Origin of the sequence: Polaromonas sp. YR568 (genome assembly GCF_943369415.1) — a bacterium.
Classification (GTDB): domain Bacteria; phylum Pseudomonadota; class Gammaproteobacteria; order Burkholderiales; family Burkholderiaceae_C; genus Polaromonas.
Genome location: NZ_CALRNF020000002.1, coordinates 193506 through 205842 on the forward strand (window position 1 = coordinate 193506; position 12337 = coordinate 205842).

A 12337-nucleotide genomic window follows, 5' to 3' on the forward strand; every position below is an offset into this window, starting at 1 on the left:
ACAGCGTGGGTGTTTTGTAGTCATTCGGTAGTTTGTATTCGAACTTGTTTGGGGATGCCGGGTCAGGTAAACACCGAGCCGACAAGCGCCATCGCCAGGCCCACAGGAACGGCAACGGCGGCCCCGATGCCGCCGGTAATCATGCACGCGAGCACGGCTATCGAACTGACGATTTGCAGGGTCGTGTTCGCCGCGAAAATACCGCCCTGCACCTTGTTTTTTCCGCGGTAGAAATCCGCCAGCAGGCTGTTGCCGGCGTAGCCATGACTGTCCAGCTTGTCAAGTTCGTCGGCATACTCGCCTTGCTTGATCAAGGCATAAATCTCCAGCGGGCTCGTCACGGCCATCAGAGCGCCCAACACCGCAAGTGCACCGGGGCCCGCCAGACGTGCCAGGCGCACGCTTCGAGCGGCCTCCAGGAGATAACCGTCCTCGACAGCACTCTCCGCAACCTCAGTAAGCACTTCACCCGACTTGGCATACGCACTCGCCGACGACACTGTTTGCGCCAGCCACCTATTTGCCCCCATCTGCAGCGCGCTCGCGGTGACCTGGGCACTGAATTCCGCCCCTATCACTCCTTTTTGCTCAGTGGTCAGCCTGTCATCAAAAAAGTAAGGCGTCAGCGCATAAATGCCTGCCAACCCATTGATAAGCCCACCCGCATAGGTGCCCGCGAGGCCAAAGCCCTTGCTTGTTGTGGGCTTCCATCTCTTCGCCTTACCTGGGAGGCCTTCCACTCTTTGGTCTTTATATGGATCTGCTACGGGGCCCGGGATCGCTGGTTTGGACACCAGGGTCTTCCCAAAGGTATCCAGGGATTTAAAGCCGTTGGCAAAGATATTGGCCGAGGCCCCCGCCAGCCCTAGGGCCGCTGATGCGATCTCGGCGCCGCTCCTGTCTTTGTCTTCTTTCGTGGCGGCGCGGACAATCAGCCCTATCTGCACACCCACCGCAAGAAAGGCATTCAGCGAAAAAACGGCGCTGCCAAAAGTGCCGTGCCAGTCGCGATAGTTTTTGATGTTGCTGCGCTGCGAGGCTTTCTCGGGATCGAATGCAACGTTGGATTGCGCCCCCACGTCGGACGCCCCTCCCACGTTGGATGAAGCGCCTCCGTTGCCTGCTGGTGACGGCGGAGCTGGTGGAGCTTGCAACGAGGCTAGATTCACAGGTTGGCCGACTAGGGGGGCTATCACCCCCGGGCTGATCCCCGGCGAGCGCTGTCGTCCAAAGTTCGCCGCCGCAGCCGGCGGCAACCCAGGAGAAAGTCCCTCAACATACGTAGCAGGAAGAACAGAAGACGTATACAGCGTGTCTGACGGCCCCGCCAGTCGGGGCGGCGGTGGTGGAACCCTCAGGAGGGGGGATATCAAGGGGGGTCGCACGTTCTCCATCATGATCCCCTGCCCAACATCGTGCGCGCGGTTGCTTGCGACGTGAAAGGCTATGGGGGGACGTTCAGCAGGCTTGAACCCAGACGTATACCGAGGGTTTCCAAACCTCTTGTAGGACCACCGCAGGTCATTCGCGAACATCAGCGACGTCTCGTCTATGGCATTGACGATGGAACGCGCCAATTGCAGGCCCGCAATAACCCTGTCGGAGGGGTCTCGCGCGACCAGCTGGGGCCGGTTGATGTTGTAGCCCACACCCAGTATCGCGGTGGTGGCCCAGAAGTACTGGGACACCATATTGGTTTGCGCTTCGTACAGGTAATTAAGCCTGGGCGCAAGGTGCGCAACTTCCGCGTTCTTGATGCGATTGTTGAGCCCGTCAAGCGTGTAATACCGGTAGACCAGATTCAGCATCCGGTCCATGTTGTTGTAGTAGGAGTAGGGGTTGGTCGGCTCCAGCAGCTTTTTGTACAGCTTGAGTTGGTATTTTTCCTTGACTGCGCGAAGCGGATCATTGAACCAGAGAATAGGTGTCGGTGTCGTCATGATGGTTTGTCTCCTTCAATAAATGGAATAGGCTGCGGCCCGGATTTACAGAACCGTCTCAACGGCATGGGCGGGCTGCCCGGTTTTTTTCTTCATGCGCACCTGGTGCGTCTTTTGCGCCTGGACGCCTGCCAGGAAATCGCGGTAATAGCCGGACAGCAGTTCGCGCGCGGCCTGCCTGTCGACGTCGCGGCCCCTGAACTCCATGACCCGCCCCGTGCGGCTGCCGCGCTTGACGCGTATGGCGCGCGCGACCGAGGTCGGGAATTTGTCGGCCAGGCGGTTTTTGAGTTCCCGCGAATCGGCCTTGCCGAAGGGCGCGACCCAGTCGACAAACCACAGGTGGTCGCCGCCCTTCCAGTCGGCCAGCGCGATGTTGGAGGCATTGAGCATGTAGTCCGCCTCGGCCCGGCTGTCCAGGTGGGCCCAGCTGCAATAGGCAATGGGCATGCCCTCGCGCTCGAGCAGCAGGTACTGGCCCAGTTCAATCGGCGGCAGCGCGAAGCGGCTCAGCAGTTCGACGGGCCAGTCGCGGTGAAGCGGGGAGTTCATCCACAGCCAGGCCAGCTTGCCCAGGATGGTGAATTTGTCGGCGGGCATGGGGGTGCTGTCCTGCGTCATGGCGGGTTTCCTTGTGGTGGGGGTGTGCGCCCTTGACGGGCGGGGGGGTGTGGCGGCGCCGAAAAAGCCGCCGGCGCGGAAAGCAGAGGGCCGTGCGGCCTTCAAATGGCTTGCGGGGTGGGAGCCGCCCCGCGGCGGGAGGGATGCCAAAGCGCTCATGCAGGTTCGCTCGCTGCTTCATCAACTGGCGTCTCGCGATACAAGCCTGGCGCTGTGGACCCACCGTGTTGCCTGTATCCGTCTCTGCTTCAACTTTTACTTAAGTTGTACTTTTTTTGAAATAAGAGACGCCTTTTCCATTAACTTTCCCCTGGACTCATACCATTCAGTAACCTCTAAGTGGTACACGTCTTGAGCCAGAGCTTAGGCAAGGCCTGCAAAAAGCGCGAGTTCACATTGTCTTTTCGCGGGCAATCTTGTGACGATTTATTGAAAATAGTTGGCTCGTGATCTTGAGATCGTGTTGGCTTGTCATGTGTTTGTGAGAAGGGCGATGCGGCCGGCTGTGCCTGGGTGTCGGGGCGTGTGTGTTTGACGGCGCCGGCCCCCACCCCACCCTCCCCCAGCGGGGGAGGGAGTTAAAGCGGGGAGTGGGTTTTGCTCCTTCCCCCGCTGGGGGAAGGTCGGGATGGGGGCCGGCGGCGCGTGTGTTTCACCATGCGTATTTCAAAGGCCGTCAGCCCCGTCTTGCAGACCACCCCCGCCATCCCCCAGCGGGGGAGAGCGTTGAATTGGAGAGAGGGAGTTGAAGCGGGGCGCTAGCGCGCGGCCGCCGCGTCTTTGAAAAACTGCACGCGCTCGGCGTCGGCCGGGTGCGATGCGAAGGCGATGCCCAGCCATGAGTCGGCGCTGGGCGCCTTGCCTTCTTCGGCGGTTTTGCCGCCTTGTTCCGGTTCTTTTTCAGGCGTGTTTCCTGGCGATTGCCCGGGCTCGCCGGTCTTGTGCCTGTAGGCGGCTATCTTCTCGAACAGGGTCACCATGACGTCCGGTGAAATATTCGCGGCCTTGAGAATGCGCACGGCCTCCTGGTCGGCTTCGCGTTCGGCGTCGCGTGAATAGCTGGCCTGTCCCATGAGCACGGGCACGCCGGCCAGTACGGTGCTGAAGTCGCCGACCACGATGGCGGCCAGCCCGCCCAGGGCAGTGGCCTGCACCAGCATGCGCAGGCCGTGGCGGTGCCGCACGTGGCCGAGCTCGTGCGCCAGCACGGCGGTGATGACCTTGTCGTCGCGGCCCACCAGTTCGACCAGCTCATCGGTCATCACCAGGGTGCCGCCGGGCAGCGCGAAGGCGTTGGGGCCTATGCGGCTGCGGCGGAACACCAGCTGCCACGGCGGCACGCTGCCGGGCGGCAGGGCCGCGACGGCTTTGGCGAGCGCCTCGCGCAGCCGCGCCTGCTCGGCCGCGGGCAGCCGGCTGGGGCGCATCAGGTGTTCGTCGATCACGCTGAGGGAGGTTTCGCCCAGCGAGCTGTCGACGCTGGGCGGCGTGAGGGCCACCACGGCGCGGGCGGCCACGGGCACGCCCCATTGCTGGATGGCCACGATGAGCAGCACCAGCGCCAGCGCGCTGGCCAGCACCCAGCGCCAGCTTTGCTGCGCCGTCACCACCAGCGATTCGCGCCGGCCGCTGCCGCGGCTCCAGTCGTCCCAGGCGGCGGCGTCGGCGCATTGCACGGAGCCGCCGCCGGTGAAATGGGCCACACGCATGCCGTGGCGCGTGCGCTCGGGCCACTGCACCTGGCGCAGCGGGACGCGGCGCTCTATGCCCTCGCCGCTGATGAGCAGCGCATCGCCCTCCAGGCGCAGCATGACGGCGCGCGCGCGGGCGCTGGTGCCGTCAAAGTAGCTGGCGGCGATCGAGGGTGGCGCGGTGTCCGGCATGGGCATCAAAAGCCGATGTCAAGGCCGAACAGGTCGCCGCCGGCCTCGCCGGCCGCGTCACCCTCGACCGCACCGACGTGGCTGAGCAGGGTGTCGGGGCTGACGCGCGTCTTCACCGTCACGGCCTCCAGCCGCAGGCGGGCCAGGGCCACGGCCGCGAAGGGCCAGTACAGGCCCAGCGTCAGGATCACCAGCAGCCAGTTCTTGAGCGTGAGCCACAGCAGCGCGCCAAAGCGCAGGCGGCTGACAAAGCGCAGCGAGGTGTTGCCGGTGCGCGTCCAGACCAGGTCCTGGAAACGCGCGACGGCATAGGGCTTGACCATCACCAGCAGCGCCATCATGACGGCCAGCGGAAGCAGGCCCAGGATCACGATGAGGCCGGCGGAAGGCCGGCCCTGCATGCCGCCGGCCTTCATCGCATAAAACATGGCGCCGATAGCACCGCCCGACAGCAGCAGCGGCAGCAGCGCGATGCCCAGTATCTTGAAGAACAGTTTGTAGAAGGAACCCAGCGTCGCCTTGAAGGTGGTCTGCAGGGAGGCGAGCGCGTAGTGGTTGTGCTGGTACTGCTTGAGGTTCCAGAACAGCCAGGGCGCCACGGCAACAAAGACGAGCAGCACCACGCCCAGGGTCTTGAGGTACCACAGGGGCGGCTTCTCGGGGTCGGCCACCTGCGTGAGCGCGGCAAGGATCACCATGCCGGGCACGAACAGCGGCAGCACGGCGCGGTAGGCGCCGGCCAGCGAGCCCCTGAAGCCGAAGCGCAGGCCGCGCCAGCTGGTGTTGGCCATGCGGAACTGCATGCTGGACTTGAGCAACGCGGGCCACAGCGCCGCGACGATCAGGAAAGCCACAAAGCCCGCCGTGGCCGAGAACTTGCCCGCGGCCGAATACAGCGAGAACAGCACGCCGACCAGGAAGTAGCCCTTGAGCAGCTTGACGGGATTGGCGTGAAAGCCGAGCGGCTCGCCGCCGACCACGGTGTTGCCGTAAAAGTAGCGCAGGCGCCGCACCTTGGCCCAGGGGTAATAGATGCCCAGGGTCACCATGAGCAGCAGCAGGTTCACGATCCAGATCCGGAAGTATTCGCTTCCGGAGCCGGTGAACTCCACGCGCAGCTGGTGGGTGGCGTCGGTTTGGTAGCTGGAGTCTTGCGCCGGCGCAAGGGGCGCGCCGGCGTTGCCCATGTCAGGGCTGCTTGTGTCAAGGCCTGTGAGTGGCTTCATGGATTTCCTCCCGAATCTGGTTTTTTTTACGGGGGGTGCCTCACGCACCCCCCGCCAAATAATGTAACGCTCCGCGAGGTCCTGCGAGCTCATTGTTTCCATGGGTAAATCAGAATGGATAACTGTATGAATGTACAGTAGTATTGCTTCACCCCAATACCCAACCCAATGAGAACGAAGGACCGAGATGCTGCTGTCAAACCACCACCCGCCCGCCTGGGCACCCCGGGCGCCCGTCACACCGCAGGCCAGGCCGCAGCCGGCGCGCGTGTCCGCCCCCTGGCCTTTTTATGTGCAGGCGCCGCGGCGGCCCTGCGGTGATATGGAGGTGAACGCGCGGCGTGTGCTGGAGGTTTCAGCGCGTTATTTCTCGGCGCCGGTGGCCGAGCCGGCGGTTCCTGCTCCTTCTCCCTCTGGGAGAGGGCGTTAAAGCGTTTTGCTCCTTCCCCCGCTGGGGGAAGGTTGGGATGGGGGCTGGCGGCGCTTGATTTCTGGCTTTGCGTGATTGAAGCGCTGTCACCCTCACCCCTGCCCTCTCCCCAAGGGAGAGGGAGTTAAAGCGGGAGAGGGAGCTAAATCAGAAAGCCACCGAAGCCTGCATCCACAGCGTGGGCCGCTTGGCCGCCGATGCCGGGATGGACGTCGGCAAACCGCCGTCTGTGCGCCAGGCCAGCGATGAGCGCAGTTGCACCGGGCCCAGGCTGGCGTTGACGCCCACGCCCACACCAGCCAGGTTGCGGCTGTTCGATGCCGGCGGGCCGAAGGGCTTGCGGTTGATGGTGACCTTGCCCACGTCGTAGAACACGGTGGCCTGCACGTTGGGGATCACGTTGTGGCGCAGTTCCACCGTGGCGCGGTAGCCTTCGTCGCCGCTGGCCTCGCCCTGCGGGTAGGCGCGCACGCCGTTGATGCCGCCCAGCGAAAACTTCTCGGACGAATCCAGATTCTTGCTGGCGGTCTGGCCGCTCACCGAAAGCGCCAGGAAGGTGCTGTCGGTAAAACGCTGCAGGCGGTTGGCGCCGTAGCTGAAGCGTGTGTAGCTGCCGTTGGACTGGGCCGAGGCGTTGTCGATGGCCAGCGCCGTGGGCGAGTTGATGCTCAGGTTGCCGAAAGCCACCGACAGGTCCAGGCCGGTGATGCCGCCGCCGCCCAGCGCGTCCTGCAGGCTGCCCGACAAACCCAGCGTGGTGACGCCGACTTTTTTGGGCGTGTAGGTGTTGGTGCCGTCCACATAGTCCTTCAGGTTCTTGTCTTCATACGAGACCGTGCCGCTGAGGTTCTTGAACTGGCTGCGGATGAACGGGTAGGCGGCGAACACGCTGGCGCTGGTGGCGGTGCCGTGGGCCTGCAGGGCTTCGAATTCCTTGCCCAGCTTGTAGTGGATGTCCGAATAGGCGGCGCCCAGGCGCAGGCCGTCGCTGCCTAGGGGCAACTGGTAGGCCAGGCGGGCAAAGCTCAGGTTGTCGCCGGAGGTCAGCAGATTGGCGGTGACCTGGTCGCCGATTTTGAGCGGGCTGGCCACGTTGAAGGTGCCGGCCAGGCGGTATTCGCCGGTGTAGCGGCTGCCGTAGTTGTCGGCCACCACGCTGCCGCTGTAGGGCTTGGCGGGGTTGACTTCAATCAGCAGCTCCGAGGTTCCGACACTCGCGCCTGGCTGCAGCGTGGCGCGCGAGCTGCTCACGCCGGGCGTGTCTTGCAGCAGCAGCAGGCCGCGGTCTATCTGGTCGCTCTTGATGACGTCGCCGTCCTTGACCTGGCCCAGGTAGGCCTGGGCGCGCTCGTCGCTGAGCAGCGACTGGTTGTTGATCTTGTGGCTGGAGATGCGGCCTTCGATGATGCTGATGGTGACGGCGCCGTCGGTGATGTCCTGCGCGGGCAGGTAGGCGCGGGCCACGGCAAAACCCTTGCTGCGGTAGTAGGCGGTGATGCGCCTGGCGGCGGCATTGAGCTGGCTCAGCGAGCGCTCGGCCCCTATGAGGCCGGCCACCAGAGGCTGCAACTCGGCGGACGGGATTTCCTGGTTGCCGGTGATCGCGATGGACTTCACCAGCACACTGGCCTCGCCTTTCTGGCTCAGGTCGGCCGATTCCTCGATGCGCTGCAGCGGCGCGGCCTGCGGCGGCACGGGCCGCGCCTGGCGCAGGTCGCGCAGCACCTGGCCGGCATCGGGCACGGGCGGCGTCTGCGCCCAGGCGCCGCCGTGGATGGCCAGCAACAGCGCCGAAGTCAGGGTGGAAAGGGGCAAGGAATTGAATTTCATTGTTCTCATTTCGGTGGTACTGGTTGTACTTTTCTGGCGGCGCAGGCATGGGAGCAAAAGGCGTGGCTGTCCCAGCGTCTGGCTCCCGTGATTCTCTGTCTCTATTGGCAGGCTGGCCATACTACATATGTACCAGGTCGAAAGTTTGGCAATGGCAGGAATGTCGCAGAGGCTGATGGGCTTGTATGTCCCCAGTTTTAGGGACAGTTCCGGGGGCAATCCACTTCATGCCACTCGCCTAGTTACCGCCGTCCTGCCCGGCCGCCTCTGCCGCAGCCGCATTGATGGCCGCGGCCGCGGCGTCGCCATCACCCTTGCCTTTGCTGTCGCCCAGGAAAGCGCCGGCCAAAACGCCGTCGCCGGAAAGCGTGTTGAGGGAGGTCTGGTAAGCGCCAACCAGCGCCGTGCCGCCCAACGCAACCGAAGCGGCGTCCCCACCGCTGAGGGTCAGCCGGCCCGGCACAAAGCGCAGGCTGTAGTTGCCGTTGGCCAGCAGCCCGCCCGGGGTGATGTCGTATTCACCCGCCAGGTAGGCGCCCTGCGCGCTTCCGCCGTAGGCAACGCTGCCCGCCAGTACGGCGGCGGCCGTGTCGCCAGTAACGAGGCCGTTGTAGCGCACGCCATTGCCGCCGCTGTAGGGCGCGCCGCTCATCTGCGTGTCGTTGTTGGCTGTCACGGTCAACTGTTTCGGCGTGATGTCCGCCGTGGTGGAAGCACTGCTGCCGCTGATGAGGTTGTAGTTGCCGGCATCCGCCCCGCCGACGGCAATGCCGGTGACGCTGACGGCCTTGTTGATACCGGCGTTGCTGTCGGCGAAGCTGGCGCTGCCTGTGATGTTGAGCGCGTCGCCCGCCAGGCCATTGCCGCTGAACGCGACGTTGGCGGCCGTGGTGCCGTCATAGACCTTGCTGGCACCAGTTGCCTGAACCGTCAGATCGGCTTTGTTGATGCTGGCCGTGGTGCTCGCCTGGCTGGTGATGGCGTAGTTGCCCGCATCGGCGCCGCTGTAGCTGCTCGACAGGTTCACGGTTTTGTTGGCGCCCGCGTTTTTGTCGCTGAACACACCGGTGGCCGACACGTTCACCGCGTCGCCGGCAAACAGGCCGGTATAGCTGGCGCCCGCCGTGTTGACGGTGGCGGCCGTGCCGGCGTCATAGGTCTTGTCGGCAGCGGTGATGCCCGTGATGGTCAACGCCGCCCGGCTGATGCTGGCGGTCGTTGTCGCCTGGCCGGTGATGACATAGTTGCCCGCATCAGCGCCGCTGTAGCTGCTGCTCAGGTTGACGGTTTTATTGACGCCGGCGTTCTTGTCGCTGAACAGGCCGGTGGCCGCCACGCTCACCACATCGCCGGCGACCAGGCCGCTGTAGCTGGCACCCGCTGTGTTCACGGTGGCTGCGTCGCTGGCGTTGTAGGTCTTGTCGCTCGCCGTGATGCCGCTGATGCTCAGGGCCGCCCGGTTGATGTCGGCCGTGGTGGTGCCGCCGGCCGATGCCAGCACGTAATTGCGCGCGTCGGCGCCCGACAGGCTGCTCGTGTAGCTGACGGTTTTTCCAGTCGCAGCGTTCTTGTCGCTAAAGCTGCCGCTCTGGCTGAGTGCCACGGTGTCGCCGCTCACCAGTCCGCTCAAGCTGCCGCCACTGACGGTAGCCGCCGTCGTGCCGTCATAGGTCTTGTTGGCGGCGCTGCCGCCGCTAACGGTTAGTGTGGCTGCGGTGATGTCGGCGGTGCCGCCCACATAGCTGATGTCGTAGCCCCGTTGGCCGGAGTACAGGCCGCTGGTGCTCACGGCGTAGCTGCCCACGTTCTTGCTGCTGGTGCTGTAGGCGGCGGTGCCCAGGATCAGGCTGGTGTCGGCGCTGCTGTCGCTCAAGCTGTAGCCAATGTTACTGAGGACGGTGCTGCCGTCGTAGGTTTTACTGACGTTGTTGCTGGTGACGGTCAGCGCGGTCATGAAGCTGCGCAGCAGCGGCATGGTTTTGCCGTCATAGATGCGCCAGATCGAGGAGGAGCCGCCGGTGCTGGCCACATCCCAGCCCGCAGCGGTATAGATGCTTGCCGTGCTGGCCTCGATGTCGGTCAGGCCTCGGGTGTAGCCATCAACCAGACCACTTCCACCACCGATGCCTGTGGTGCTGACGCTGTTCAACCAGAAGGAGGCCTTCACCCCGCCGGCGTCGGATTCCGTCACCGCGCCGGTGACGTTATCGCCGGCCAACGCGCCGACGTTGCGACTTCCCGAAACGCGGCCGGTGGCATAGGTGGTGTCGATGATGCCCCAGAAGTTGCTGCCTACCAGCCCGCCGACACCAATGTTGCCGGTTACTGCGCCTGTGGCATAGGCATTGGTGATGCTGGCGGCGTACTGGTTGTAGCCCACGAGCCCCCCGACGGCGTTATTGCCCGTTACTGCGCCTGTGGCATAGGAGTTGGTGATGTTGGCGTGGTAGTTGGTGCCCACCAGCCCGCCGACAGAGTTGCTACTGCTACTGCCCGTTACCGTGCCTGTGGCATAGGAGTTCGTGATGCTGCTTTGGTAGTTGACGCCCACCAGCCCGCCGATATAAAAGCCACTTCCCGAAACGCTGACGGTGGCATAGGAGTTGCTGATGCTGCCGCCAATGTTGTAGCCCACCAGCCCGCCGATATAAAAGCCACTTCCCGAAACGCTGCCGCCCACCAGACCCAGGTCACGGATCGTCCCGCTGTTCCGGCTGAACAGACCAACGCTGTATTGCGAGCCGGCATTGATAGTCAGATGCGAGACCGTATGCCCCAGCCCGGCAAAGGTGCCGGCGAAGGCGTTGTTGCTGTCGCCCACCAGCGCACCGGTGTAGGTGGTGCCACTGGCATCCAGATCCCCGGCCAGCGCGTAGCTGCCGCTCAGCCCGGTGCTGTCGATGGCGTCCAGCTCGGCCATGCTGTGGATCAGCGTGTAGCTCGTGCCGTTGATGGCCAGCGTGGCGTTGGCACCGCTGAGCGTGATCGGGGCCTTGACCTTGTAGTCACCGCCGTAGTTGAGCACCAGGCCGCCGCTCGCACCCGTTGCGGTAATGGCGCGGTTGATGTTGATGTCGCGACCGGCCGTCAGGGTCAGCACGCCGTTGGTGTTCCAGCTGACTACATCGTTGACGTTGATGTCTCCCGCGGTTCCGCTGGCCCCCTGGGTGTTCAGGATGGTGACCGTGCCGTTGTTGGCCAGCTGCGCGGAGAGCGCCGCGCCCGTCATGTCGCCGCCGGTCGCCGCAATCGTGAAGTCGGTCGGGTCTATCAACCAGCTGCCGCTCTGCCCGCCCAGGCCGTCGGCCGCCCTGGTGGTGATCACCGCGCTGTCGGCGATCTTGACGTGGGCGGCGCTGGTTTCAATAAAACCGCCGTCGCCGCCGGTCGGCGCGCTGGCATCCAGCGTGCCCGCGACGTTCACCGCGCCATAACTCATGTCGCTCATCAGCAGGATGCGACCGGCCTTGTTTTGCACCGTCTTCGCTTCGATGACACCGGTGTTGTTCACCGTGGCGGTGGTCAGGCTGTTCATGGCCTTGGCCGAGAGCAACACCTGGCCGCCGTCGGCCTTGATGAGCTGCTTGTTTTCGGCCAGCGCATTGATCGCGCCCTGGTCGATGCTGTAGCCCAGCAGGCTGCCGTTGTCGAGGTTGAGCGTGACCTTGTTGCCTGCGGCTAGAAGCGCCGTCCCCAGGCTCGCCGTCATCACGCCTTCATTGCGCACTTCAGGGGCCAGCAATGCGAGGTACCCGCCGGGCGCAACACTCAGCGTGCCCTGGTTGACGACCGAACCCGAAGCACCCGTTCCCGTGAACACATGCTTGCCGTCCATGAAGTCGGCGTTGCTCATGCTCAGCGTCGAGGCAACAAGGCCACCGACGTTGACTTGCGAGCCCGCGCCAAACAGCACGCCGTTCGGGTTCAGGATAAACACCTGGCCGTTGGCCGTCAGGCTTCCGAGCAATTCGCTCGGGCTGCTGCCGGTGATGCGGTTCAGCGCAATTGCCTGCGCATTCGGCTGGTTAAAGACCAGCGCCTCGTTGGCACGCGTCGACAAACTGGTCCAGTCAATCGCCGCACGCTGGCTGCTCTGGTTGACGGTGGTGGTGTTGCCGACAGTTGTTACCCCGGCGGCACCGGCGGACACCGTGGCGTTGGCCGCATCGGCGGCCTGGGCCTGCTGCGTGACCGCGAAGGCCAGTGACAGAACCAGTCCCAGTGCCGCGCGGCACCGTGCATGGAGGACAAAGCCGCTTGCCGGCTCGGAACCTGCCACGCCGCCATGGCCGGGGCCGCCCTTGCCGCGTCCCTTGGCGTTCTCAGCCACGGCCACCCAAACGCTTAAAGCCGCATTCCAGACAAGTCGGTAGATACGGTTCATGCTGGCGTGGCTTTTCATATCGG

The 12337-nt window shown here is 64.3% G+C and carries 6 protein-coding genes; all 6 read right to left on the reverse strand.

All coding sequences use genetic code 11. The features are described 5' to 3' along the window. Window positions 1-62: 62 nt before the first annotated feature. The 6 genes from ACLV74_RS02325 to ACLV74_RS02350 all read right to left on the reverse strand — a co-directional run bounded on the left by ACLV74_RS02325 (window position 63) and on the right by ACLV74_RS02350 (window position 12332). Window positions 63-1940, reverse strand: a complete 1878-nt coding sequence (locus ACLV74_RS02325) for a hypothetical protein (RefSeq protein WP_411877748.1) — start codon at window positions 1938-1940, stop codon at window positions 63-65. Between the two features lie 45 nt (window positions 1941-1985). Beyond that, window positions 1986-2561 (reverse strand): toxin-activating lysine-acyltransferase, encoded by a 576-nt coding sequence (locus ACLV74_RS02330; RefSeq protein WP_411877749.1) that lies wholly within the window; start codon window positions 2559-2561, stop codon window positions 1986-1988. A 758-nt stretch (window positions 2562-3319) separates the two neighbouring features. Continuing rightward, window positions 3320-4450 carry a M48 family metallopeptidase gene (locus ACLV74_RS02335; protein WP_411877750.1) on the reverse strand — a complete coding sequence of 377 codons (1131 nt, stop codon included), beginning with the start codon at window positions 4448-4450 and terminating at the stop codon, window positions 3320-3322. Further along, window positions 4450-5670 carry a YjgN family protein gene (locus tag ACLV74_RS02340; RefSeq protein ID WP_411877751.1) on the reverse strand — a complete coding sequence of 407 codons (1221 nt, stop codon included), beginning with the start codon at window positions 5668-5670 and terminating at the stop codon, window positions 4450-4452. Before ACLV74_RS02340 ends, ACLV74_RS02335 begins: the two co-directional genes overlap by 1 nt. Window positions 5671-6247: 577 nt before the next feature. Continuing rightward, on the reverse strand, window positions 6248-7930 hold the full coding sequence (locus ACLV74_RS02345) for a ShlB/FhaC/HecB family hemolysin secretion/activation protein (protein WP_411877752.1): 1683 nt from the start codon (window positions 7928-7930) through the stop codon (window positions 6248-6250). Window positions 7931-8168: 238 nt separating this feature from the next. Beyond that, window positions 8169-12332: a YDG domain-containing protein gene (locus ACLV74_RS02350; protein WP_411877753.1), complete on the reverse strand. Its 4164-nt coding sequence runs from the start codon at window positions 12330-12332 to the stop codon at window positions 8169-8171. Window positions 12333-12337: the final 5 nt, after the last annotated feature.